We start from the raw sequence: 25295 nt of genomic DNA on the forward strand, positions 1-25295 counted from the left end.
CAACAAAGGTGTGGGTATGAGCCAGGTCGATTCAAACGTAGGGGCCAGTGACATTCTGGTTAGCTTTCGTGGAGTGCAAAAAAGCTACGACGGCGAGAACCTGATCGTCAAAGACCTCAACCTGGAAATTCGCAAAGGCGAATTCCTCACCTTGCTCGGGCCGTCCGGCTCCGGCAAGACCACCAGCCTGATGATGCTCGCCGGTTTCGAAACACCGACTGCCGGCGAAATCCAGCTGGCCGGGCGTTCCATCAACAACGTGCCGCCGCACAAGCGTGACATCGGCATGGTGTTCCAGAACTACGCCTTGTTCCCGCATATGACGGTCGCCGAGAACCTCGCGTTCCCGCTGACCGTGCGCGGCTTGAACAAGAGCGACGTCAGTGACCGGGTCAAGCGTGTTCTGAGCATGGTTCAGCTCGACACCTTCGCCCAGCGTTATCCGGGCCAACTGTCCGGTGGTCAGCAGCAGCGCGTGGCGCTGGCCCGCGCCCTGGTGTTCGAACCACAACTGGTGCTGATGGACGAACCCCTCGGTGCACTCGACAAACAATTGCGCGAACACATGCAGATGGAGATCAAGCATCTGCACCAGCGTCTGGGCGTGACGGTGGTCTACGTGACCCACGACCAGGGCGAAGCCCTGACCATGTCCGACCGTGTGGCCGTCTTCCATCAGGGTGAAATCCAGCAGATCGCGCCGCCGCGCACGCTCTACGAAGAGCCGAAAAATACCTTCGTTGCCAACTTTATCGGCGAGAACAACCGCCTCAACGGCCGCTTGCACAGCCAGACCGGTGATCGCTGCATCGTCGAACTTGGTCGCGGTGAGAAGGTTGAAGCCCTGGCAGTCAACGTCGGCAAGACCGGCGAACCCGTCACCCTATCGATTCGCCCGGAACGCGTGAGCCTCAACGGCTCCAGCGAGTCCTGCGTCAACCGCTTCTCAGGGAGGGTGGCGGAATTCATCTATCTGGGCGACCACGTCCGGGTTCGCCTGGAGGTCTGCGGCAAGACTGACTTCTTTGTGAAACAACCGATTGCCGAGCTCGATCCCGCGCTCGCCGTTGGCGACGTGGTACCGCTTGGCTGGCAGGTCGAACACGTTCGCGCGCTCGACCCACTTTTAGAGGCGAACTGATCGCCCCCTGCTACACCAACCCTGCACGTGGAGAGAACAATAAATGTTGAGATCCCTGAAATTCACCGCTTTGGTCATGGGCATGATCGGAGCGGCGCACGCAATGGCGGCGGGCCCGGACCTGACCGTGGTGTCCTTTGGCGGGGCGAACAAGGCGGCGCAGGCCAAAGCCTTCTACGCACCGTGGGAAGCGGCGGGTAACGGCAAGATCGTGGCGGGCGAGTACAACGGCGAAATGGCCAAGGTCAAAGCCATGGTCGACACCAAGAGCGTGTCCTGGGACCTGGTGGAAGTTGAATCGCCTGAGCTGTCCCGTGGTTGCGACGAAGACATGTTCGAGCAGCTTGATCCGAAGTTGTTCGGCAAGTCCGAAGACTATGTCAAAGGCGCCATCCAGCCTTGCGGCGTGGGCTTCTTCGTGTGGTCGACCGTGTTGGCTTACAACGCCGACAAGCTGGCCTCCGCGCCGACCAGTTGGGTGGATTTCTGGGACACCAAGAAATTCCCTGGCAAACGCGGTCTGCGTAAAGGCGCCAAGTACACCCTGGAATTCGCTCTGATGGCCGACGGCGTGGCGCCGAAAGACGTCTACAAAGTGCTGGCGGGTAAAGACGGTCAGGACCGTGCGTTCAAGAAGCTTGATGAGTTGAAGCCAAACATTCAGTGGTGGGAAGCCGGCGCACAACCGCCGCAGTACCTTGCTTCCGGTGACGTGGTCATGAGCTCGGCCTACAACGGCCGGATCGCTGCCGTGCAAAAAGAAAGCAACCTGAAAGTCGTGTGGAACGGCGGTATCTACGACTTCGACGCATGGGCCATTCCAAAAGGTCTGGACAAGGCACGTGCTGAAGCGGCGAAGAAATTCATCGCCTTCTCGGTAATGCCGCAGCAGCAGAAAACCTACTCGGAAAACATCGCCTACGGCCCGGCCAACACCCAGGCCGTACCGTTGCTGGCCAAGGATGTCCTGAAAGACATGCCGACCACCCCGGAAAACATCGCCAACCAGGTGCAGATCGACGTCAGCTTCTGGGCTGACAACGGCGAGCAACTGGAGCAGCGCTTCAATTCCTGGGCAGCGAAGTAACTAGAGGGCTCGCCCTCCTGTGAGGGCGAGCTTTTGTGTTGGGGATTTGTGTGGTGAAGAGATTTATGTGGTGAGGGGATTTATCCCCGTTGGGTCGCGAAGCGGCCCCAAAACCTGCGACTACAGAGTTTCAGGTACACCGCATTCATCGGATTTGCGACTGCTACGCAGCCGGACGGGGATAAATCCCCTCGCCACACAAGCCCCCTCGCCACAAGTTCGCTCCCACATTTTCGATCGATCAAAGATTTCCGGAGTACGCCATGGCTATCGCCGTTCCCCTGAACGCGGGCACTGACCCCACCTTGAAGCAGCGGCTCAAGCACGCCGAGCGGATCAACCGCTGGAAGGCTCAGGCCTTGATCGCGCCATTGGTGCTGTTTCTGTTGCTGGTGTTCCTGGTGCCAATCGTGGCGCTGCTCTACAAAAGTGTTGGTAACCCGGAGGTGGTCGGCGGCATGCCGCGCACCGTGACGGCTATCGCCAGTTGGGACGGCCGAGGCCTGCCCGCTGAGCCGGTGTATAAAGCGGCCAGCGAAGACCTCGCTGAAGCCCGCAAGAATCAGAGCCTGGGCGACCTGTCCAAACGCTTGAACATGGAGTTGGCCGGCTATCGCAGCCTGCTGACCAAAACCGCCCGTGCCTTGCCGTTCGCCACTGAACCGGCCTCTTATAAAGAAGCGCTGGAAGGGCTCGACGAGCGCTGGGGTGACCCGGCCTATTGGCAAGCGGTGCGCCGCAACACCAGCAGTATCACACCTTACTACTTGCTGGCGGCGGTCGATCACCGGATCGACGACCTTGGCGAAATCGCCCCGGCCACGCCCGATCAGGCGATCTACCTCGACATCTTTGCCCGCACCTTCTGGATGGGCCTGATCATCACCGTGATCTGCCTGTTGCTGGCTTACCCGTTGGCTTATTTGCTGGCGAACCTGCCATCACGCCAAAGCAACTTGCTGATGATTCTGGTGCTGCTGCCATTCTGGACCTCCATCCTGGTGCGAGTTGCAGCGTGGATCGTGCTGCTGCAATCGGGCGGGCTTATAAACAGTGGCCTGATGGCCATGGGCATCATCGATAAGCCGCTGGAACTGGTGTTCAACCGCACCGGGGTTTACATCTCCATGGTGCACATCCTGCTGCCGTTCATGATTTTGCCGATCTACAGTGTAATGAAAGGCATCTCGCCGACTTACATGCGTGCGGCGATCTCCCTCGGTTGCCATCCTTTCGCCAGCTTCTGGCGGGTGTACTTCCCGCAGACCTATGCCGGTGTCGGCGCCGGTTGCCTGTTGGTGTTCATCCTCGCCATCGGCTACTACATCACCCCGGCGTTGCTGGGCAGCCCGAACGATCAGATGGTCAGTTACTTCGTCGCCTTCTACACCAACACCAGCATCAACTGGGGCATGGCGACCGCACTCGGTGGGCTGCTGCTGTTGGCAACCGTGGTGCTTTATCTGATTTACAACTGGCTGGTCGGCGCCAGTCGCCTGCGCCTGAGCTAAGGGGAGAATGAAATGCTGAGTCCTTATATGTCGCCCATCGAGCGGGTGTGGTTCTACAGCTTGCGGATCCTCTGCGGCCTGATTTTGTTGTTCCTGATTCTGCCGGTGCTGGTGATCATTCCGCTGTCGTTCAATTCGGGCAGTTTCCTGGTGTATCCGCTGCAAGGCTTTTCGTTGCACTGGTATCAGGACTTCTTTGCCTCCGCCGAGTGGATGCGTTCGCTGAGGAACAGCATCATCGTTGCCCCGGCGGCGACGGTGCTGGCAATGCTGTTCGGTACGCTGGCGGCGATTGGTCTGACGCGTGGCAACTTCCCGGGCAAGGCGCTGGTGATGGCGCTGGTGATTTCGCCGATGGTGGTGCCGGTGGTGATCATCGGTGTGGCCAGTTATCTGTTCTTTGCTCCGCTGGGGTTTGGCAACAGCTTTATCTCGCTGATCGTGGTGCATGCGGTGTTGGGTGTGCCGTTTGTGATCATCACAGTGTCGGCGACGTTGCAGGGGTTCAACCATAACCTGGTGCGCGCCGCTGCCAGCCTCGGTGCTTCGCCGCTGACCGCGTTCCGTCGGGTGACCTTGCCGCTGATTGCGCCGGGTGTGATTTCGGGGGCGTTGTTTGCGTTCGCGACCTCGTTCGATGAGGTGGTGGTGACGTTGTTCCTCGCCGGTCCCGAACAAGCGACCTTGCCTCGGCAGATGTTTAGCGGGATCCGCGAAAACCTCAGCCCGACCATCGCCGCCGCGGCGACCTTGCTGATTGCCTTCTCGGTGATCCTGCTGCTGACCCTGGAATGGCTGCGCGGCCGCAGCGAAAAACTGCGCACCGCTCAGGTCTGACACGGCCCAGCGAACTGTGCTGGTCACGCGGACCTTGTAGGAGCTGCCGCAGGCTGCGATCTTTTGACTTTGATTTTTTAAGATCAAAAGATCGCAGCCTGCGGCAGCTCCTACAGTTGTTTTGCGGCGTTACCGGGGGCTCGGGTCATTCACGGGCTGAATAGCAGACAAACCCCAATCCCCAGCTACTATTGTGCCCAGCTCCCCTATCTATAAGAGGCTGCGCACGATGAGTCTTTCCTCTTTCAAAATCGCTCACAAACTGATCACCGGCGCAGGCGCCATCGAGCAACTGGCGGCTGAACTGACACGCCTGGACATCGACAACCCGCTGATCGTCACCGATGCCGCACTGGTCAAGTCCGGCACGGTCGAGCTGGCGCTGGCGCAGTTGGGCGACCGAACCTATGAAATTTTCGACCGTGTACTGCCAGACCCGGAAATCGCCATCGTCGAAGACTGCATGCGGGTCTACCGTGAGGGCGGGCACGACGGTCTGATCGGTCTGGGTGGCGGCAGTGCCATCGACATTGCTAAAAGTGTCTCGGCCTACGCCGGTTACCACGGGGCACTGGAGGATCTGTTCGGCATTGATCAGGTGCCGCGCAAAGGTCCTCCGCTGATCGCCATCCCGACCACCGCGGGCACCGGCTCGGAAGTGACCAACGTCGCGATCCTCTCCGACAAGGTTGCGCAGTTGAAGAAAGGCATCGTCAGCGACTATCTATTGCCGGACGTGGCGCTGGTCAGTCCGCAGATGACCCTGACTTGCCCGCGCAGCGTCACCGCCGCCAGTGGCGTCGATGCGCTGGTGCATGCCATCGAATCCTACCTCTCCGTCAATGCCTCGCCGATCACTGACGCCCTCGCCATCGCCGCCATCAAGCTGATCACCAAGGCGCTGCCCAAGGCCTACGCCAACCCGTCGAACCTGCAAGCGCGCGAAGACATGGCCACCGCCAGCCTGATGGCCGGTATGGCGTTCGGCAATGCCGGGGTTGGGGCGGTGCATGCGCTGGCGTACCCGCTCGGCGGGCGGTTCAACATTGCCCATGGCGTCAGCAACGCCTTGTTGCTGCCGTATGTCATGACCTGGAACAAAATGGCCTGCGTCGAGCGCATGCAGGATATTGGCGAAGCCATGGGGGTGCAGACCGCTCATCTGAGTGCTAACGAAGCGGCCGACAAAGCCGTCGAGGCAATGACCGCGTTGTGCGCAGCGGTGGAAATCCCGCCGGGCCTGCGCAGTTTCGGCATTCCCGAGGACGCGATTCCGGCGATGGCCTTGGAGGCCGCGGGGATCGAGCGCCTGATGCGCAACAATCCGCGCAAATTGAGCGCGATTGATATCGAGAAGATCTACCGAGCGGCCTACTGATCATCGCCGCCACAGTGCGCGGGCCAAAGCATGCGGTATACAATGCGCGCCATCGTGATTCTGCTCAAAAAAGGTGCGTCATGCAGCCCTTCGTCATTGCTCCGTCGATTCTCTCCGCCGACTTCGCCCGCCTGGGTGAAGAAGTGGACAACGTCCTGGCCGCCGGCGCCGACTTCGTGCACTTCGATGTCATGGACAACCACTACGTGCCGAACCTGACCATCGGCCCGATGGTCTGCGCCGCATTGCGCAAGTACGGCGTGACCGCGCCGATCGACGCGCACCTGATGGTCAGCCCGGTGGACCGCATCGTCGGTGACTTCATCGAAGCCGGCGCGACCTACATCACCTTTCACCCGGAAGCCACGCAACACGTCGACCGTTCCCTGCAACTGATCCGCGAAGGCGGCTGCAAGTCGGGCCTGGTGTTCAACCCGGCGACCCCGCTGGACGTGCTCAAGTATGTGATGGACAAGGTCGACATGATCTTGCTGATGAGCGTCAACCCGGGCTTCGGCGGGCAGAAGTTCATTCCTGGCACCCTCGACAAACTGCGAGAAGCGCGGGCGCTGATCGACGCTTCCGGCCGTGACATCCGCCTGGAAATCGACGGCGGCGTTAACGTGAATAACATCCGTGAAATCGCTGCGGCTGGCGCCGACACCTTTGTGGCCGGCTCGGCGATCTTCAATGCGCCGAACTACCAGGAAGTGATCGAGAAGATGCGTTCCGAACTGGCATTGGCCCGCCCATGAGCGGCTTTGAGCAGCTGTTCCCGGGGCGTTTGCCGCGGCTGGTGATGTTCGATCTGGACGGCACGCTTGTCGATTCGGTCCCTGACATCGCGGCGGCTGTGGATAACATGCTGCTCAAACTCGGGCGCAAACCTGTCGGCATCGAATCGGTGCGTGACTGGGTGGGTAACGGCGTGTACATGCTGGTGCGCCGGGCGTTGGCCAACCATATCGACGCCGAGGGTGTCGATGACGTTGAGGCCGAGCATGCCCTGGAGTTGTTCAACGGCTTTTACGAGGACGGTCACGAGCTGACGGTGGTTTACCCCGGCGTGCGTGACACCCTCAAATGGCTGAACAAACAAGGCGTGGAGATGGCCCTGATCACCAATAAGCCGGAGCGCTTTGTCGCACCGCTGCTGGATCAGATGAAAATCGGCCGTTACTTCAAATGGATCATCGGTGGCGACACCTTGCCACAGAAGAAACCCGATCCGGCCGCGCTGTTTTTCGTGATGAAAATGGCCAACATCCCGGCTTCGCAATCGTTGTTCGTCGGCGATTCGCGCAGCGACGTGCAGGCGGCGAAAGCGGCGGGGGTCAAATGCGTGGCGCTCAGTTATGGCTATAACCACGGCCGACCGATTGCCGAAGAGTCGCCAGCGCTGGTGATCGACGATTTGCGCAAGCTAATTCCCGGTTGCCTGGATCCGGCCGCTGAGATAACGTTGGCCGACGCTGTTCAATCCCCTCCTGGAAACTCCATCGTGGTGGTCACTCGCAAACTCTGGATGAAAGTCATCAAGGCCCTGGCCCGCTGGCGTTGGCGCGCCTGACTTGTTCCTGGCCGGCATACCGGCGCGTTTGCATACCTGACTGTTAGACCCTCAAGCCACGAGGCTACCTCATGATCCGCGAAGAATTCCTGCGTTTGGCCGCTGCCGGCTACAACCGCATCCCGCTTGCCTGCGAAACCCTGGCCGACTTCGACACGCCGCTGTCGATCTACCTTAAGCTGGCCGACGAGCCTAACTCCTATCTGCTCGAGTCCGTTCAGGGCGGGGAAAAGTGGGGCCGTTATTCGATCATCGGCCTGCCGTGCCGCACTGTGTTGCGCGTTCACGATCACCAGGTGAGCGTGACCCACGACGGCATCGAGATCGAAAGCCACGAAGCACAAGATCCACTGGCCTTTGTTGAAGAGTTCAAAGCTCGTTACAACGTACCGACTATCCCCGGCCTGCCGCGTTTCAACGGCGGTCTGGTGGGTTATTTCGGTTACGACTGCGTGCGCTATGTGGAAAAACGCCTGGGCAAGTGCCCGAACCCGGATCCGCTGGGTGTGCCGGACATTCTGCTGATGGTGTCCGACGCCGTGGTAGTGTTCGACAACCTCGCCGGCAAGATGCACGCGATTGTCCTGGCCGACCCGGCGCAGGCCGATGCCTTCGAACAAGGCCAAGCGCGTCTGGAAGAATTGCTGGAAAAACTCCGCCAGCCGATCACGCCACGCCGTGGCCTGGATTTCAGCAAGCAGCAATCGGCCGATCCGGTGTTCCGCTCCAGTTTCACCCAGGACGATTACGAAAAAGCCGTCGACACCATCAAGGAATACATCCTGGCCGGCGACTGCATGCAAGTTGTGCCGTCCCAGCGCATGTCGATCGACTTCAAGGCCGCGCCAATCGATCTGTACCGGGCGCTGCGTTGTTTCAACCCGACGCCTTACATGTACTTTTTCAACTTCGGTGACTTCCATGTCGTCGGCAGTTCGCCAGAAGTGCTGGTGCGGGTCGAAGACAACCTGATCACCGTGCGCCCGATCGCCGGCACTCGCCCACGCGGAGCCAGCGAAGAAGCTGACTTGGCGCTGGAAAAAGACCTGCTGTCCGACGACAAGGAAATCGCCGAGCATTTGATGCTGATCGACCTGGGCCGTAATGACACCGGTCGGGTCTCGGAAATCGGTTCGGTGAAGCTCACCGAGAAAATGGTCATCGAGCGTTACTCCAACGTGATGCACATCGTGTCCAACGTCACGGGCCAGTTGAAGGCCGGGTTGACGGCGATGGACGCACTGCGGGCGATTCTGCCGGCGGGCACCTTGTCCGGTGCGCCGAAGATCCGCGCGATGGAAATCATCGACGAACTGGAACCGGTCAAGCGTGGCGTCTACGGCGGCGCGGTCGGTTATTTCGCCTGGAACGGCAACATGGACACCGCCATCGCCATTCGTACCGCGGTGATCAAGAACGGCGAACTGCATGTGCAGGCCGGTGGCGGCATCGTCGCCGACTCGGTACCGGCGCTGGAATGGGAAGAAACCCTGAACAAGCGTCGCGCAATGTTCCGCGCCGTAGCTCTGGCTGAACAAACTCCGGAAAGCTGACCGATGAACGCGACCCGTATGACATGCCGCTTTGACTGACAAAGCGCTGGACGCTGCGAGTCACTCATTCGAAAGCTGTATTTAAAGTCAGTGAATTCAAGAGGTTTTAAGCCATGTTGCTGATGATCGATAACTACGACTCCTTTACCTACAACGTTGTGCAGTACCTTGGTGAGCTCGGCTCCCAGGTCAAAGTCGTGCGCAACGATGAGCTCACCATTGCCGAAATCGAAGCCCTCAACCCTGAGCGGATCGTCGTCTCTCCTGGTCCTTGCACCCCGACCGAAGCCGGCATTTCAATTGAAGCGATCAAGTATTTCGCCGGCAAACTGCCGATTCTGGGCGTGTGCCTGGGCCACCAGTCCATTGGCCAGGCCTTTGGCGGCGATGTGGTCCGTGCCCGTCAGGTCATGCACGGCAAGACCAGCCCGGTGTTCCACGAGGACAAAGGTGTATTCGAAGGTCTGAATCACCCGCTGACGGTCACCCGTTATCACTCGCTGATCGTCAAGCGCGAAACCCTGCCGGACTGCCTGGAGCTGACCGCCTGGACCCAGCTCGAAGACGGTTCGGTCGACGAGATCATGGGGCTGCGCCACAAGACGCTGAACATCGAGGGTGTGCAGTTTCACCCTGAGTCGATCCTGACCGAGCAGGGCCACGAACTGTTCGCCAACTTCCTCAAACAAACCGGCGGCACGCGCTAAGGACGTTTCATGAATATCAAGACAGCCCTGAGCCGTATCGTCGATCAACTCGACCTCAGCACCGATGAAATGCGCGATGTGATGCGCGAAATCATGACCGGGCAATGCACGGATGCGCAGATCGGCGCATTCATGATGGCCATGCGCATGAAGAGCGAAAGCATCGACGAAATCGTCGGCGCCGTGTCGGTGATGCGTGAGCTGGCGGACAAAGTCGAACTCAAGACCCTCGACGGCGTCGTCGATGTGGTCGGCACTGGCGGTGATGGTGCGAACATTTTCAACGTATCGACCGCTTCATCTTTCGTCGTCGCAGCCGCTGGTTGCACCGTCGCCAAGCATGGTAACCGCGCCGTCTCGGGCAAAAGCGGCAGTGCCGACCTGCTGGAGGCAGCCGGTATCTACCTGAACCTGACCCCGGTTCAGGTGGCACGTTGCATCGATAACGTCGGCATCGGTTTCATGTTTGCCCAGACCCATCACAGTGCCATGAAGTACGCCGCCGGCCCGCGTCGGGAGCTTGGCCTGCGCACCCTGTTCAACATGCTCGGCCCGCTTACGAATCCGGCCGGTGTTAAACATCAGGTGGTGGGTGTGTTCAATCAGGCGCTGTGCCGGCCATTGGCCGAAGTCTTGCAACGTCTGGGCAGCAAACACGTGCTCGTCGTGCATTCGAAAGATGGCCTGGATGAGTTCAGTCTGGCGGCGCCGACGTTTGTCGCGGAGCTGAAGAATGATCAGGTCACCGAGTATTGGGTCGAACCGGAAGACTTGGGCATGAAGAGCCAGAGCCTGCACGGCCTGGCGGTGGACAGCCCGGCGGCCTCTCTTGAGCTGATCCGCGATGCCTTGGGCAAGCGCAAGACCGAGAACGGTCAGAAAGCTGCCGAGATGATCGTGCTCAATGCCGGGGCCGCGCTGTACGCTGCCGACCATGCCACCAGCTTGAAGGAAGGCGTTGCCCTGGCGCACGATGCGCTGCACACAGGCCTCGCTCGGGAAAAACTTGAGGAGTTGGGTGCATTTACCGCGGTATTCAAAGTGGAGAATGAGGGATGAGTGTACCGACGGTTCTGGAAAACATTCTGGCGCGCAAAGTCCAGGAAGTTGCCGAGCGTAGCGCCCGTGTAACGCTGGCAGAGCTGGAAAGTCTGGCCAAGGCGGCCGATGCACCCCGTGGGTTTGCCAAGGCATTGTTGGCTCAGGCCAAGCTCAAGCAGCCTGCAGTCATAGCTGAAATCAAGAAAGCTTCGCCGAGCAAAGGCGTGATTCGCGAGAACTTCGTGCCTGCCGACATCGCCAGGAGCTATGAGAAGGGCGGCGCGACTTGCCTGTCGGTGCTTACCGATATCGATTACTTCCAGGGTGCAGATGTGTATCTGCAACAGGCTCGCGCGGCGTGCAAGCTGCCGGTGATCCGCAAGGATTTCATGATCGATCCGTATCAGATCGTCGAAGCCCGTGCCCTGGGTGCGGACTGCGTGCTGTTGATCGTCTCCGCACTGGATGACGTGAAAATGGCCGAGCTGGCCGCCGTGGCAAAAAGCGTCGGCCTCGACGTGCTGGTGGAAGTTCACGATGGCGACGAGTTGGAACGGGCCTTGAAAACCCTCGACACTCCGTTGGTCGGCGTGAACAACCGCAATCTGCACACCTTTGACGTCAGCCTGGAAACCACGCTTGACCTGTTGCCACGTATTCCGCGTGATCGTTTGGTGATCACTGAAAGCGGCATTCTCAATCGGGCCGATGTCGAGTTGATGGAAATCAGCGATGTGTATGCGTTCCTGGTCGGCGAGGCATTCATGCGCGCCGAAAGCCCGGGCACCGAACTGCAGCGCTTGTTCTTTCCAGAGCGTGGGACTGCGGTAAGCGGTTCTACACTCGACTGAAAAAAGCATCGCGAGCAAGCTCGCTCCCACAGTGATTGTTGGTGGACACAAAATTTGTGAGCACCTCCGATCAAATGTGGGAGCGAGCTTGCTCGCGATGGCGGCATAAGACGCACCACAGACTTAACGTCCGACGGAATACCTTATGACCCTGATTACCTCACTGACCACCGAAGCCGGCCTCCTCGCTGAACAGGATCTGCTGACTTCAGTGTGCACCGGCGATTCCGAATTCGGCCTGCTGTTCTGGCAACCCAGTGACCGCGCATTGGTCATGCCGCGCCGCTTGAATCGTCTGCCACAGTTCGAATCCGCGTGCGAAGTATCGGCCGCTGCTGACTGGCCGGTGCTGCTACGCGAAACCGGCGGTGAACCGGTGCCGCAATCGGCTTCAACGATCAACATCGCGCTGGTTTACGCGCCCCCACGCAGCGAGGGCGACCAGAACCGCATCGAAACCGCTTATCGCCGACTGTGCGATCCGATCTGTCAGTTGCTGGATGAACTGGGCGGCGTTTCGTCCTTGGGTGAAGTGGACGGCGCATTCTGCGATGGCCGGTTCAACGTTAACCTCGACGGGCGCAAGATGGTGGGCACTGCTCAGCGCTGGCGCCAGAGCAAGGGCGGTTCGCGTCCGGTCGGGTTGGTGCATGGCGCTTTGTTGCTGGATAACGAACGCGAATCGATGGTCGCGGCGGTCAATCGTTTCAATGAGGCCTGCGGACTGGAACAGCGGGTTCGCGCCGAGAGCCACATCGCCCTGCATGAAAAATTTACCGCGCCTGACGCACTGGGCCGGCTCGACGCGCTCTATCGCCAGTTGTTGGCGGACATGTTCGGGGCGTAGTTTTCGAGCTTAGCGCGTACCGAAGACCACCATGGTCTTGCCTTTGACGTCCACCAGGTTGCGTTCTTCAAGATCCTTGAGCACGCGGCCGACCATCTCACGCGAGCACCCGACAATCCGCCCGATTTCCTGGCGGGTCACCTTGATCTGCATCCCGTCGGGATGAGTCATGGCGTCTGGCTGCTTACACAGCTCCAGCAAGCAGCGAGCCACGCGGCCAGTCACGTCGAAGAACGCCAGATCGCCCACCTTGCGGGTAGTGTTACGCAGGCGCTGTGCGATTTGTCCGCTAAGCACGTAAAGAATGTCCGGGTCTTGCTGGGACAACTCGCGGAATTTCGCGTAGCTGATTTCCGCGACTTCGCATTCGATCTTCGCGCGCACCCAGGCACTGCGTTCCTGTTCCAGGCCGGCCTGTTCAAACAAACCCAGCTCACCAAAAAAGTCGCCGGAGTTCAGGTAGGCAATGATCATTTCCCGGCCGTCGTCATCCTCGATCAGAATGGTGACCGAGCCTTTGATGATGAAGAACAGCGTATCCGAGCGGTCGCCGGCACAGATGATGTTGCTCTTGGCCGCATAGCGACGGCGCTGGCAGTGCATCAACAGCTTGTCGAGGTTCTTGATTTTGGGGGTGGGGGCAATAGCAACCATGGTTGTGTCCCGAAATGACTGCACGGTGTGTTTGATTTTTTGTAGGAGCTGGCGAAGCCTGCGATCTTTTTATTCGCTACAAGGCTGGCTATGCGCCAGCGAATTGGCGCCAGCTTAACAGACACTTCCTGCAACATTCGAACATTTACCTACGGCGCTGACGGAGATGTCCCAGGAAGGTGAAGCGCTGTCATTGCGGGGCCCTGTGCTAAGCTGGCGACCCTTTTTTATACAGTGGAGTCTTGGCGATGAAGGCACGCATCCAATGGGCTGGTGAAGCCATGTTCCTCGGCGAATCCGGCAGCGGTCATGTCGTGGTCATGGACGGTCCGCCCGATGCCGGTGGACGCAACCTGGGTGTCCGGCCGATGGAAATGCTCCTGCTGGGTGTCGGCGGTTGCAGCAATTTCGATGTGGTCAGCATCCTCAAGAAGTCCCGTCAGGCCGTCGAGAGCTGCGAAGCCTTCCTCGAAGCCGAGCGCGCGACCGAAGATCCTAAGGTCTTCACCAAGATCCATATGCATTTCGTGGTCAAAGGCCGGGCGCTGAAAGAAGCCCAGGTCAAACGCGCCATCGAGTTGTCTGCCGAGAAGTATTGCTCGGCCTCGATCATGCTCGGCGCCGCGGGTGTAGAGATTACGCACGACTACGAGATTATCGAACTCGGTTGAATCGACATTCAACTATCATAAAAGCAGTGCAGACTCTGGCGATCCCAAGCTGACGTCTGCATAATGCGCCACTTTTTTCAGGGTAGTGGCCCGTCTACCGACAGGCCGCACACCCGAACAGACAACCAAAATCGCCATCGCGAAGAGGTGTTAACCGTCCTACGCAGGTGCGTCGTCCGCATCTGACGGGCATGCTTGATCACGCGGCTCGGGCCGCAATACATAGAGAGTTTTTAACGGTGAAAAGCAAACTCAAGCTCCACGGGTTCAATAACCTGACAAAGACCTTGAGCTTCAACATCTATGACATCTGCTACGCGGAAACCCCGCAAGACCAACAGGCTTACGTCGAGTACATCAATAAAGAGTACAACGCGAAACGCCTGACGCAGATCCTCACAGAAGTTGTCGATATCATTGGTGCCAATATCCTGAACATCGCCAGTCAGGACTATGAACCCCAGGGTGCCAGCGTCACGATTCTGATCTCTGAAGAGCCGGTGACACCTACCGACAGTCAGATCGAAGAGTCCCCGGGCCCGCTGCCTGAAATTATCCTGGCCCACCTCGACAAGAGCCACATCACGGTTCACACCTACCCGGAAATCCATCCAGTGGACGGTATCGCGACATTCCGTGTGGACATTGACGTGTCGACCTGTGGCGTCATTTCACCGCTTAAGGCACTCAACTTCCTGATTCACCAGTTCGATTCGGACATCGTGACCGTGGATTATCGTGTGCGCGGTTTCACTCGTGACGTTGAAGGTAAAAAGCACTTCATCGACCACGAGATCAACTCGATCCAGAACTACCTTTCCGAAGACACCCGCGACGGTTACCAGATGACTGACGTAAACGTGTACCAGGAAAATCTGTTCCACACCAAAATGCTGCTGAAGAACTTCGAACTGGACAACTACCTGTTCGGCGACGCGACCACCAGCCTGTCCTCTGAGCAACGTGTCCAGGTGACCGAGCGTGTGAAACACGAAATGCTGGAAATCTTCTACGCGCGCAACGTGCCGAACTAAGATTTTCGATGTCTAGTCCTGAAATAGGTTTACACCTGTTTCACCCCAACGCCCGATGCATCGCATCGGGCGTTTTGTATTTCAACGACAGGTGCGGACGCTCGCGGTTGTAGATCGATACCGACTCGCTCACCATTTTCTTCGCCTGCGTTAAATCCTGTGGTCGCTGGAGCAAAAGCTCCGTCTTCAATATCCCGTTGACCCGCTCTGCCAGGGCGTTTTGATAACAGTCGTAGCCGTCCGTCATCGAACACCTGATGCCGTGTTTTGCGTGCAGTTCCTGGTACATTCCCGAGCAATACTGGCTGCCTCTGTCCGAGTGATGAACCAGTGGCTGCTCCGTTCGACGGTGCTTCACCGCCCGGCGCAGCGCCTGCGCGACCGACTCGGTGTGCAGGCTTTCATGGACGTGATAGCCCACGATCTTTCGCGAAAAAGCATCCGTCACAAGGCTCAGATAGGCCACGCCTTCCTGAGTGGGCAGATAGGTGATGTCAGCCACCCAGACCTGTTCCGGGCCGCTGGGAACAACCTGTTCAGGCCCCGGTTTGAGCAGGTTCGGATGGCGTCGAAAGCGATGATGACTGTCGGTTGTCTTGTGATACGCCCGCTTACGGGCTACCAATAAACGCCGTTCGCGCAGAATCGAAAACAGGCGATCTCGCCCTACTTGCAGCTCAAGCAGTGGCTGACATTGCAGCAGGTAATGCAGCTTTCTAGTGCCCAACCGCGGCTGCCGCAGGCGCTTTTGCTGAACGAAATCGGCAACTTTCTGATCCAGAATCAGACGAGCAGCATCGGCGCGATTGCGTTTGTAGTAAGCCTGTCGGCTTATCCCCATGAACTGGCAAGCCCTGCTGATGCTCAGGTTTTGGATTCGTTTTTGCGCGAGGACTTGCCGGGACGCTTTTTTACGACAGAGAGACCGTAGTCATTTTTCAAGACGTCCACGACGGCCTCGAAAAACTGCGCTTTCTGATTGGACAGCGCCAACTGCTCTTCAAGCTCTTTGATGCGCTGCTCTGGCGTTAATGGTCGGTTTTTGTCGGGCATAGACCCCATCCTCGGCGAGCCAATGTAGGTGCCGGGGCTCCAATCTTGACGACCGTGCTTGCGTAACCATGTCAGAACGGTCGTTTTGCCTTGAATCCCGTAGCGCTCCTGAGCCTCTTTATAACTCAGCTCGCCTTTTTCGACCTGGTCGACGACCGACAATTTAAAGGTCAGCGTGTAGTCTCGCTGACTACGCCTTTTTGCGGATTCCATTACGTCCTCCTGAAAAACAGATCAGAAGGTGTAAACCTTATTCAGGACGGGACACGAGTAACAAAAAAAGGCGACTACTTTGCGGTAGTCGCCTTTTTTATGCCCTGTAGGAGCGAGCTTGCTCGCGATGGACGAGAGAGCGACACGTTTATCCAGAAAAACACGCGTAATCGTTAACGTCCATCGCGAGCGAGCTCGCTCCTACAGATCAGGTCAGATCCGATAAGTACTCTTGGTCATCACCTTGGCCATCAGGCTCATGCCGAACTTCACCGGGGCCGGGAAGCGGAAGCCGCCAGCCTCCAGCGCGCTTTCGGCGTGATGTTCTTCATCGATGCGCATCTGCTCGAGGATCGCCCGGGACTTTCCGTCCGCGGCCGGCAGTTGTTCAAGGTGTTCGTTCAGGTGTTTGCACACTTGATGCTCAGTGGCAGCCACGAAACCGAGGCTGACTTTGTCGCTGATCAACCCGGCCACCGCGCCAATCCCGAACGACATGCCGTAGAACAGCGGATTAAGGATGCTGGTATGGCTACCTAACTGCCGGATGCGTTGTTCGCACCAGACCAGATGATCGATTTCTTCTTCGGCGGCATGTTCCATGGCCGCGCGCACTTGCGGCAGCTTGGCGGTCAGGGCTTGCCCTTGATACAGCGCCTGGGCACAGACTTCGCCGGTATGGTTGATGCGCATCAAACCGGCGACGTGCCGGGTGTCTTCGTCGCTCATTTGCGCATCCGGCCGCACGATCGCGGGCGACGGACGGTACGGCTGGCCACTGAAAGGCAGCAAGGTACGCATCGCGGCATCGGCTTGCAGCAGAAGACGGTCAATCGGCGAGTAGTGACGTTGGGTAGTCATGCTGACCTCCGGGAAGAATCTCGGCGGCCAGTTTAACCCAATCGGCCGAGGGAAGGTTTGCGCTGGGTCATTGCTCTCAATGGATTCAATATTGTAGGAGCGAGCTTGCTCGCGAAGAGGGTACACCCGACACATTATTTGTGGCTGGACGACCATCGCGAGCAAGCTCGCTCCTACAGGGATACGCGGTGAATCAGCCCGGCGGCCAATGCATCTGGCGCTGACCCAACACATGCATATGAATGTGATAGACGGTCTGCCCACCCAGTTCATTGCAGTTCATGACCACCCGGAAACCTTCTTCGCAGCCCAATTCCAGAGCCAGACGCTGGGCGGTGAACAGAAGGTGTCCCGCTAATGCTTTGTCGTCCTCGGTCAGGTCGTTAAGTGTGCGCACCGCTTTTTTCGGAATCACCAGAAAATGCACCGGTGCCTGTGGGGCGATGTCGTGGAAGGCCAGTACCTGGTCGTCCTCGTAAATGATCTTCGCCGGGATTTCCCGGTTGATGATCTTGCTGAACAGAGTATCCACAGCTGTTTTCTCCGTTGTTTGGGCTGGCCTGAGTGTAACCATGGGTTATGCCCGAGCCCAGCCTTTTACCTTGAGGTTTGATCAGCGCGGGCAGTAGGCCTTGTTGGCCATGCCGGCGATTGTCCGGGTCAGCCAACGCGAGCCGAGCCGCGGCAGGAAGGCGCGCCAGCGGTTGCGTCGGCCCGGAATGATGATGGCGCGATTTTTCTCCAGGGCCCGCACGGTGTAGAGCGCGACTTCTTCAGGGCTCATCAGCATTTTGCTGTCGACCAGTTTGTCAGTGTTCAATTGGGCTGTTCGGAAAAACGCCGTGCGGGTAGGGCCGGGACAGAGTACCGACACCTTGATCGCGCACTTCTTCAGCTCGACACGCAGCCCTTCGGAAAAGTGCAGCACATAAGCCTTGCTGGCGTAATAAGTGCTCATCCAGGGACCGGGATGGAACGCCGCCACCGAGGCGACATTCAGAATTTGCCCGCCACCCTGCAACGCCATGCTGTTGCCGATGGCGTGACACAGGCGAGTGAGCGCGAGGATGTTTAGCTCGATCAGGTCCTGCTCGGTCATCCAGTCCTGGGCCAGGAAGGGACCGCAGGTGCCAATGCCGGCGCAGTTCACCAGCAAGTCGATCTGCCGATCACCTTCTTCCAGTTCCAGCAGAAATCCGGACAGCCGAAGCGGCTCGCCAAGGTCGCAGGCACGGAATAACACTTCCACGCCAAAACGTTGAGTCAATTCAATCGCAATACTTTCCAGCTGATCACGCTGTCGGGCCACCAGAATCAGGCTGCGGCCACGGCGGGCCAACGCTTCGGCCATCGCCAGGCCGATGCCGCTGGAAGCGCCAGTGATCAGAGCGTAACGGGTCATGCAGTTCTCCATCGCAACAGCTCCGCGCCGGCGACGCAGGTGTCACGGGCGGGGAGCGCTGTTCATTCTTTCGCAGAGTCTACAGGGGGCAGGGGTTCTTCGGCTTCATCGTCTGTGGAATTTGGTATGGGTTGCGCCTCGTCGACGGGCTCGGCTTCAATTTCGTCGGTCGTGACCGAGCCACTTTCATAGGTGCTTTCGGTGGTGCTTTCATATTCATTGTGCAAGGTTTCGATGCCGCCAGTGAGTACGCCAATGAATCCAGCAGCGACGAACACCAGCCAAAGAGCGCAAAGCACTTTTACGGCGGTGCTGTTGGCCGGTGGCGGTGCGCCGTATTGGTTAGATGCGGTATTGCCTGGCAGTACCGCCAGAAAAATCGGGAAGAGCCAGCCTACGAAAGGCACCAGTGTCAGTAGATACAGCCAGCCGGACCAGCCCAGGTCATGCAGGCGCTGAACGCTGATCTGAATGCCGACGACGATAAACGCGATGCCTATCGCCGTGCCGGCCAATCCGCCAATGACCAGGCCGACCGTTGAAGTAAGGGCAATGAGCGACAAGCCGATGGAGACGAACACCCCGGCGACACCCATCAGCACCAGCATCAAGGCCATCATCCAGGCCAGATAGCGCAGGCGGCCAATGCGTCCTGCGAATGTGAAGGCCTTGAGGGGGCCGACTGCGGGTAGCGCCTCACCGACAGCGGCTTGTGGTGGTGCATAAGGTGATTCGACGTCTGCCGATCGCCATGGGCTGGGCGCAGGGGAGGGCTCGTGAACGTCGGATAGATTCAGTTCAATGGTCGGTTCACTTTCGATCCGGGCATCGATACCGGTTTTGGTCAGCGCCTGGAGATACGTCTGAGCATCGGCGTGTGACAGGTCACGCTTGAGCGCTACCGGCCGGCCACTGAACAAGCGCTCGATGGCCTGCACATCGCTTTTGAATAACTCGGCAAGATTGAGCTTGGCAGTGGTGATGTCTACGCCTGGCAGCAGAGCGCCGTCGAATACGATCTTGAAACGGTTTTCGCTCATTGCGAGGCATCCTTGTCGCGGTTATTTGAATAGAAAAGTGTTTCAAGCTTGGGGTGTAAGGCCAGCCTTGGATGGCTGGCCCAATTTTCCTGTCAGCGCGGCCAGCGATTGGACAACTGAGCTGCAATCTCCAGCGCCTTGCGATACTCGGCGTCGAGCCGTGCAACCAATTGATCGACACTCGGCAAATCATCGATTTCGCCGACGCCCTGGCCTGCGGACCATACGGTTTTCCAGGCTTTGGCTTCATCGCTCAGCGGCTTGAGTTTGGAACCGAAGTTCACTTCCCCTTTGCCTTGCAGCGCTGCCATGTCGAAACCGGCAGCTTCCAGGCTCTGGCGCATGAAACTCGCCGGTACACCAGACACGGCCGGAGTATGGACGATGTCCGCTGCCCTGGACGTCAGCAGCATCTCTTTATAAGCGTCGGGTGCATGACTTTCAGTAGTGCCGATAAATCGCGTACCGAAGTAGGCCAAATCTGCGCCGAGCAATTGCGCGGCAAGAATTTCGTGGCCATGGTTCAGGCAACCGGCCAGCAGCAATGTCTTGTCGAAGAACTGGCGGATCTCGGCGATGAGCGAGAACGGGCTCCAGGTCCCAGCGTGTCCACCGGCACCCGCGGCTACGGCGATCAAACCGTCCACACCGGCCTCGGCGGCTTTCTCCGCATGACGGCGAGTCGTGACATCGTGGAACACCAGGCCGCCGTAGTTGTGGACTGCATCCACCAGTTCTTTCACGGCACCGAGGCTGGTGATCACGATGGGCACTTTGTGCTCGACGCAGATCTCCAGATCGGCCTGCAACCGCGGGTTACTTTTGTGCACGATCAGGTTCACCGCGTAAGGCGCAGGGTTCTCCAGTGTCGCCAGTCCCGCTTCGATCTCTTCCAGCCAGGCTTTGAAGCCGCTGCTCTCGCGTTGATTCAGCGCGGGGAAGCTGCCCACCACGCCGTTACGGCAGCAGGCGAGTACCAATTGCGGGTTGGAAATCAGGAACATCGGCGCCGCCACCACAGGCAGACGCAAACGTTGTTCGAGCAAAGCGGGCAGCGACATTGGAAGTTCCCCGGTGAGTTGTGCCGATTGAAATTAGAACGGTCGAACCACGACCAGAATGACGATAGCCAGCAATATCAGAACCGGCACTTCATTGAACCAGCGATAAAAGACATGGCTGCGGGTGTTCTCGCCACGGGCAAAACGTTTTACCTGCGCGCCGCACATGTGGTGGTAGCCGATCAGGATCACCACCAGCGTCAACTTGGCATGCATCCAGGCACCCTGACCGAAGTAGGCGCTGGGGTTGAGGCTGATCAGCCAGATGCCGAAGATCAAGGTGGCGATCATCGCCGGACCCATGATGCCCCGGTACAGCTTGCGCTCCATGAGGCTGAAGCGTTCCTTGCTGACCGTGTCTTCACTTTGCGCGTGATAAACGAACAGGCGCGGCAGGTAGAACAGGCCGGCAAACCAGCAGACCATGCTGATGATGTGAAGCGCTTTGAGCCACAGATAAAGCATTTTTCATTATTCCCAGGTTCACGGTAGCCCGAATAGTAGAGGCTTGAGGCTCCGCACGTCACCTTGCCGGTTGTCGCAGGACGATGCGGGCCCTATTATCGACGGCTTTCCAGTGGGTTCGTTGAGGGCAGGTTTATGGTCAAGGTCGGTATCGTCGGCGGCACGGGTTACACCGGTGTCGAACTGCTGCGTCTGTTGGCACAGCATCCGCAAGCAGAAGTGGTGGTGATCACTTCCCGATCCGAGGCTGGCCTGGCCGTGGCCGACATGTACCCGAACCTGCGAGGCCATTACGACGGCCTGGCGTTCAGTGTTCCGGACATCAAGACGCTGGGCGCCTGCGACGTGGTGTTCTTCGCCACGCCTCACGGTGTTGCCCATGCTCTGGCAGGCGAGTTGCTGGCGGCCGGGACCAAAGTCATCGACCTGTCGGCGGACTTCCGTTTGCAAGACGCTGAGGAGTGGGCCAAGTGGTACGGTCAGCCACACGGTGCGCCGCAGCTATTGGAAGAAGCGGTCTACGGCTTGCCGGAAGTCAATCGTGAGCAGATCAAACAGGCTCGCCTGATCGCTGTGCCGGGTTGCTACCCCACCGCTACGCAATTGGGTTTCTTGCCCTTGCTGGAAGCCGGTCTGGCCGATACCACTCGCTTGATCGCTGACTGCAAATCCGGTGTCAGCGGAGCCGGTCGTGGCGCTTCTGTAGGCTCGCTGTACTCCGAGACGTCGGAAAGTATGAAGGCCTATGCCGTCAAAGGTCACCGTCACTTGCCGGAAATCCGCCAAGGGCTGCGTCGCGCTGCCGGCAAGGACGTCGGTCTGACTTTCGTTCCGCATCTGACGCCAATGATCCGTGGCATTCACTCGACGCTATACGCAACCGTGGTGGATCGCTCGGTGGATCTGCAAGCGCTGTTCGAAAAGCGTTATGCCAACGAACCGTTCGTCGATGTGATGCCGGCCGGCAGCCATCCGGAAACCCGCAGCGTGCGTGGTGCAAACGTCTGCCGTATTGCCGTGCATCGTCCTCAGGACGGTGATCTGGTGGTGGTGCTGTCGGTCATCGACAACCTGGTCAAAGGCGCGTCGGGTCAGGCTGTGCAAAACCTGAACATCCTCTTCGGGCTGGATGAGCGTCTGGGCCTGTCCCACGCCGGCATGCTGCCGTAAGGCTTTATCCCGCTCAGCAAAAAGGCCCGTTGAACGGGCCTTTTTGCATTCCGTGACTGGCAATAAGGTTGATTGATATACCGTAACAATAGTTGACCAATTTTCTAGGAGAAGCGGATAATGCGCGTCATCACGCATTATGGCGGCGTAACGCCGGGAGATAGTCAGCATGAGCGTCGAATCCTTCACCCCCACGGCTTTGCAATTCACCCACGGTGCCGCGCACAAGGTGAAGAGTCTGGTCGATGAAGAGGGGAATGATCGCTTGAAGCTGCGCGTATTCGTTACGGGCGGCGGTTGTTCAGGTTTTCAGTACGGCTTTACCTTCGATGAAGAAGTGGCCGATGACGACACCATCGTTGAACGCGAGGGTGTGAGTCTGGTCGTTGACCCGATGAGCTTCCAGTACCTGGCAGGCGCCGAGGTGGATTATCAGGAAGGTCTGGAAGGTTCGCGATTCGTCATCAAGAACCCGAACGCCTCCACGACCTGTGGCTGCGGCTCTTCGTTCTCGATCTGATCGCAAGTCACCGCATTATCAAACGCCGCATGGCCTCAGGGCTCTGCGGCGTTTTGCTGTCTGGGGTTGTACTTCAGGCGGGGTAGATGGCGCCGAGTATGCGCAGACCGCGGGCGCCGGTCACGCTTGGACGGTTGGCCGCGATGCCTTCGAGACAGCAATGGGCCAGCCACGCGAAGGCCATGGCTTCGACCCAGTCGGGGTCTACGCCGTAAGCGGCAGTGCTACTGACTTTCGCATTTGGCAACAGGCTGGCCAAGCGCTTCATCAGCGTGGAGTTGTGCGCGCCGCCGCCGCAGACAAGCAGTTCTTGAGTGCCCGATTGGGCGTATTGCAGCGACTCGATAATGGTCAGCGCGGTCAGTTCAAGCAGTGTCGCTTGCACGTCTGCGGCGGCGTAGGCGGGCAATTTCGATAGATGTTGTGTCAGCCATGGCAGGTTGAACACTTCGCGGCCGGTACTCTTGGGGCCTTTGGTGACGAAGAAGGGATCACTCAGCAGTTCATTCAGCAGAACCGGTTCGACCTTACCGCTGGCTGCCCATTGGCCGTCGCGATCAAAGTTGTCGCCGCGTTGCTGATGAATCCAGGCATCCAGCAATACATTCCCCGGGCCGCAGTCGAAGCCCGATACAGGTTTGCCGGGTTCGATCAAACTGAGGTTGCTGAAGCCTCCGACGTTCAGTACAGCGCGGTTGCCTGACTGTTCTTCAAACAGAGCCTCGTGAAACGCCGGAACCAATGGTGCGCCTTGCCCGCCAGCAGCAACGTCACGACTGCGAAAGTCGCTGACCACTGTAATGCCGGTCAGCTCGGTCAGCAGGGCAGGGTTGCCGATCTGCACGGTGAAGCCGCGGGCGGGTTCGTGACGAATTGTCTGGCCGTGGCTGCCAATCGCGCGAATGTCTTCGGGCTTCAGGTTTTGTTTAGCAAGGAGGGCATGAATGCCCTGTGCCGCCAGGTTCACCCAGTTCTGCTGGGCGATGGCGGAGCGAGCAATCTCGTCCGGGCCGCTGGCGCACAGGCCAAGCAGCTCGGCGCGCAGGGAGTCAGGCATGGGAATGTAATGCGTGGCGATCAGTTTTATCGCCGGGGCCAGCTCGACTAGCGCGATGTCCAGGCCATCGAGGCTGGTCCCGGACATCACGCCTATATAGAGCGTCATGGCTTAGCGCTTGCTCGAAGCGAGCATGGTGGCTTTCTCTTGATCCATGCGCGCCATCAGCGGTTGGCTTTGCGCCAGGAAGCGTGCGCGCTCGGCTTTGGCGATCGGGTCGGCCATCGGTAGCTTTTGGCCCAGCGGATCGACGTGAACGCCGTTTACCTGGAACTCATAGTGCAAGTGCGGCCCTGTGGATAGGCCGGTGGTGCCAATGTAGCCGATCACCTGACCTTGCTTGACGGTGCCGCCAGTCTGCACACCTTTGGCGAAGCCCTGCATGTGGCCATACAGCGTACGGTAAGTGTTGCCGTGCTGGATGATCACGGTATTGCCGTAGCCGCCGCGGCGACCGGCCAACAATACTTTACCGTCACCGGTGGCCTTGATTGGCGTGCCGCGCGGCGCCGCATAGTCGACACCTTTGTGGGCGCGGATCTTGTTCAGGATCGGGTGTTTGCGGCTCATGGAAAATTTCGAGCTGATGCGGGCGAAGTCTACCGGGGTGCGGATGAACGCCTTGCGCATGCTGTTGCCGTCAGCGGTGTAGTAGCTGCTGTTGCCTTGTTTGTTGGTGTAACGCACGGCGGTGTAGGTTTTACCGCGGTTGGTGAAGCGCGCGGAAAGGATCGGACCATTGCCGACTGCCTTGCCGTTGACGACTTTCTGTTCGTAGATCACATCAAACTCGTCACCGTGGCGAATATCCTGGGCGAAGTCGACGTCGTAGCCAAACACGCTGGCCATGTCCATGGTCAGGCTGTGGGACAGGCCTGCACGTGCAGCGGATTGCGACAACGAACTGTTGATCACGCCATGAACATAGGCGGATCGCACAGTAGGTTTGGCAGTAATACGATTGAACGTATAACCCTTGGCATTCTTGGTCAGGGTAATGCTTTCGACGTCGCTGAGTTTGCTGTGCAAGTTAGTGAGCTGGCCATTCGGGCCCAGTTCGAACTCAAGTTTCTGACCATGTTTGAGCTGGCTGAACTGCTTGGCCTGTTTGTCGCTAGCCAGCACGTCATGTACCGAGGCGGTCGGGAGGCCGACTTTCTCGAACAGCGTAGAGAGAGTGTCGCCTTTGCCGACAATCACTTCCCTGTGGGTTGCTGTCTTCTTTTCTTCGGCGACTGGCGCGGCAACGGCTGCAGGTGCGGCTTCAGCGGTTTCCTGTGTGTCTTCGGCGCTGTTATCGATCTGCGCGAAGGGGGAGGTTACCGGCTCATTTGTGGCCTGGACGGCTTCGGCGGCGTCTTGGTCTTGTGACAGTTGTTCAGCAGGGCTTTCCAGTTCAAGACTCAGGGTTGTCTTTTTAGCTTCAACATCACTGGAAGGGAATACCAGAAGTGCCAGGCTCAGAAGGGCGGCAATGCCACTGGCTGCGAGCAGGTGGGTCTTCGGGTAAAGCGGTGGCGCTTTAGACGATTCTTTGGTCATAGGTAATTTTGACTTTGAAAAAGATGATT

The 25295-nt window shown here is 58.6% G+C and carries 25 protein-coding genes and 1 pseudogene; 16 read left to right on the plus strand and 10 right to left on the minus strand.

Translation table 11 applies throughout. The annotated features are described in order from the left end of the window. Positions 1 to 16 precede the first annotated feature (16 nt). From JFU37_RS15105 to JFU37_RS15160, 12 genes are all read left to right on the plus strand, one after another. Positions 17 to 1141, plus strand: a complete 1125-nt coding sequence (locus tag JFU37_RS15105; protein ID WP_201116025.1) for an ABC transporter ATP-binding protein — start codon at positions 17 to 19, stop codon at positions 1139 to 1141. Between the two features lie 43 nt (positions 1142 to 1184). Beyond that, complete coding sequence (locus JFU37_RS15110; protein ID WP_201116026.1) at positions 1185 to 2228, plus strand: ABC transporter substrate-binding protein; 1044 nt, start codon at positions 1185 to 1187, stop codon at positions 2226 to 2228. A gap of 263 nt (positions 2229 to 2491) precedes the next feature. Continuing rightward, entirely contained in the window at positions 2492 to 3739 is a 1248-nt protein-coding gene (locus JFU37_RS15115) for an ABC transporter permease (RefSeq protein WP_201116027.1), read from the plus strand. A 12-nt stretch (positions 3740 to 3751) separates the two neighbouring features. Further along, positions 3752 to 4576 carry an ABC transporter permease gene (locus JFU37_RS15120; RefSeq protein WP_201116028.1) on the plus strand — a complete coding sequence of 275 codons (825 nt, stop codon included), beginning with the start codon at positions 3752 to 3754 and terminating at the stop codon, positions 4574 to 4576. A 229-nt stretch (positions 4577 to 4805) separates the two neighbouring features. Next, a complete protein-coding gene (locus tag JFU37_RS15125; RefSeq protein ID WP_201116029.1) occupies positions 4806 to 5954 on the plus strand; it encodes an iron-containing alcohol dehydrogenase in 1149 nt (382 codons plus the stop codon). Positions 5955 to 6034: 80 nt separating this feature from the next. Beyond that, entirely contained in the window at positions 6035 to 6709 is a 675-nt protein-coding gene (gene rpe / locus JFU37_RS15130) for a ribulose-phosphate 3-epimerase (RefSeq protein ID WP_008035979.1), read from the plus strand. Beyond that, positions 6706 to 7524 carry a phosphoglycolate phosphatase gene (locus JFU37_RS15135; protein WP_201116030.1) on the plus strand — a complete coding sequence of 273 codons (819 nt, stop codon included), beginning with the start codon at positions 6706 to 6708 and terminating at the stop codon, positions 7522 to 7524. The genes rpe and JFU37_RS15135 overlap by 4 nt, the downstream gene beginning before the upstream one ends. Positions 7525 to 7595: 71 nt before the next feature. Further along, entirely contained in the window at positions 7596 to 9077 is a 1482-nt protein-coding gene (trpE, locus tag JFU37_RS15140; RefSeq protein ID WP_201116031.1) for an anthranilate synthase component I, read from the plus strand. A gap of 113 nt (positions 9078 to 9190) precedes the next feature. Next, on the plus strand, positions 9191 to 9784 hold the full coding sequence (locus tag JFU37_RS15145; protein WP_201116032.1) for an aminodeoxychorismate/anthranilate synthase component II: 594 nt from the start codon (positions 9191 to 9193) through the stop codon (positions 9782 to 9784). 9 nt (positions 9785 to 9793) lie between these two features. Then, positions 9794 to 10843 carry an anthranilate phosphoribosyltransferase gene (trpD, locus tag JFU37_RS15150; RefSeq protein ID WP_201116033.1) on the plus strand — a complete coding sequence of 350 codons (1050 nt, stop codon included), beginning with the start codon at positions 9794 to 9796 and terminating at the stop codon, positions 10841 to 10843. Continuing rightward, on the plus strand, positions 10840 to 11676 hold the full coding sequence (gene trpC / locus JFU37_RS15155) for an indole-3-glycerol phosphate synthase TrpC (protein WP_201116034.1): 837 nt from the start codon (positions 10840 to 10842) through the stop codon (positions 11674 to 11676). The genes trpD and trpC overlap by 4 nt, the downstream gene beginning before the upstream one ends. 145 nt (positions 11677 to 11821) lie before the next feature. Next, positions 11822 to 12523: a lipoate--protein ligase family protein gene (locus JFU37_RS15160; protein ID WP_201116035.1), complete on the plus strand. Its 702-nt coding sequence runs from the start codon at positions 11822 to 11824 to the stop codon at positions 12521 to 12523. Positions 12524 to 12532: 9 nt separating this feature from the next. Here the strand turns inward: JFU37_RS15160 and crp are convergent, their stop codons facing one another. Further along, a complete protein-coding gene (gene crp / locus JFU37_RS15165) occupies positions 12533 to 13177 on the minus strand; it encodes a cAMP-activated global transcriptional regulator CRP (RefSeq protein ID WP_201116036.1) in 645 nt (214 codons plus the stop codon). 248 nt (positions 13178 to 13425) lie between these two features. On the opposite strand from crp, the gene JFU37_RS15170 reads away from it, so the two are divergent. Then, positions 13426 to 13848, plus strand: a complete 423-nt coding sequence (locus tag JFU37_RS15170) for an OsmC family protein (protein WP_042730268.1) — start codon at positions 13426 to 13428, stop codon at positions 13846 to 13848. A gap of 239 nt (positions 13849 to 14087) precedes the next feature. Continuing rightward, entirely contained in the window at positions 14088 to 14882 is a 795-nt protein-coding gene (gene speD / locus JFU37_RS15175; protein WP_201116037.1) for an adenosylmethionine decarboxylase, read from the plus strand. A gap of 12 nt (positions 14883 to 14894) precedes the next feature. Here the strand turns inward: speD and JFU37_RS15180 are convergent. From JFU37_RS15180 to hemJ, 7 genes and pseudogenes are all read right to left on the minus strand, one after another. Next, positions 14895 to 16148: pseudogene (locus JFU37_RS15180) on the minus strand (IS3 family transposase). Positions 16149 to 16361: 213 nt separating this feature from the next. Next, positions 16362 to 17009: a 2-polyprenyl-3-methyl-6-methoxy-1,4-benzoquinone monooxygenase gene (gene coq7 / locus JFU37_RS15185; protein ID WP_201116038.1), complete on the minus strand. Its 648-nt coding sequence runs from the start codon at positions 17007 to 17009 to the stop codon at positions 16362 to 16364. A gap of 193 nt (positions 17010 to 17202) precedes the next feature. Continuing rightward, positions 17203 to 17541 (minus strand): HIT domain-containing protein, encoded by a 339-nt coding sequence (locus JFU37_RS15190; protein WP_201116039.1) that lies wholly within the window; start codon positions 17539 to 17541, stop codon positions 17203 to 17205. Positions 17542 to 17622: 81 nt separating this feature from the next. Beyond that, positions 17623 to 18411 carry an SDR family NAD(P)-dependent oxidoreductase gene (locus tag JFU37_RS15195; protein ID WP_201116040.1) on the minus strand — a complete coding sequence of 263 codons (789 nt, stop codon included), beginning with the start codon at positions 18409 to 18411 and terminating at the stop codon, positions 17623 to 17625. A 62-nt stretch (positions 18412 to 18473) separates the two neighbouring features. Continuing rightward, a complete protein-coding gene (locus JFU37_RS15200) occupies positions 18474 to 19451 on the minus strand; it encodes a DUF805 domain-containing protein (RefSeq protein ID WP_201116041.1) in 978 nt (325 codons plus the stop codon). A gap of 92 nt (positions 19452 to 19543) precedes the next feature. After that, a complete protein-coding gene (locus tag JFU37_RS15205) occupies positions 19544 to 20512 on the minus strand; it encodes an NAD(P)H-dependent flavin oxidoreductase (RefSeq protein ID WP_201116042.1) in 969 nt (322 codons plus the stop codon). A gap of 33 nt (positions 20513 to 20545) precedes the next feature. Continuing rightward, complete coding sequence (gene hemJ / locus JFU37_RS15210) at positions 20546 to 20977, minus strand: protoporphyrinogen oxidase HemJ (RefSeq protein WP_201116043.1); 432 nt, start codon at positions 20975 to 20977, stop codon at positions 20546 to 20548. A 135-nt stretch (positions 20978 to 21112) separates the two neighbouring features. Between hemJ and argC the strand changes: the two genes are divergently transcribed. Both argC and erpA read left to right on the plus strand, forming a co-directional pair. Next, entirely contained in the window at positions 21113 to 22147 is a 1035-nt protein-coding gene (argC, locus tag JFU37_RS15215) for an N-acetyl-gamma-glutamyl-phosphate reductase (protein WP_201116044.1), read from the plus strand. A 169-nt stretch (positions 22148 to 22316) separates the two neighbouring features. Then, on the plus strand, positions 22317 to 22667 hold the full coding sequence (erpA, locus tag JFU37_RS15220) for an iron-sulfur cluster insertion protein ErpA (RefSeq protein WP_007947969.1): 351 nt from the start codon (positions 22317 to 22319) through the stop codon (positions 22665 to 22667). Positions 22668 to 22740: 73 nt separating this feature from the next. Here the strand turns inward: erpA and JFU37_RS15225 are convergent, their stop codons facing one another. Both JFU37_RS15225 and JFU37_RS15230 read right to left on the minus strand, forming a co-directional pair. Beyond that, complete coding sequence (locus JFU37_RS15225; protein WP_201116045.1) at positions 22741 to 23832, minus strand: anhydro-N-acetylmuramic acid kinase; 1092 nt, start codon at positions 23830 to 23832, stop codon at positions 22741 to 22743. Positions 23833 to 23835: 3 nt separating this feature from the next. Beyond that, positions 23836 to 25266, minus strand: coding sequence for a peptidoglycan DD-metalloendopeptidase family protein (locus JFU37_RS15230; RefSeq protein ID WP_201116046.1), 1431 nt, complete (start codon positions 25264 to 25266; stop codon positions 23836 to 23838). Between the last annotated feature and the right edge of the window lie 29 nt (positions 25267 to 25295).

Source organism: Pseudomonas sp. TH41 (assembly GCF_016650695.1).
GTDB lineage: Bacteria > Pseudomonadota > Gammaproteobacteria > Pseudomonadales > Pseudomonadaceae > Aquipseudomonas.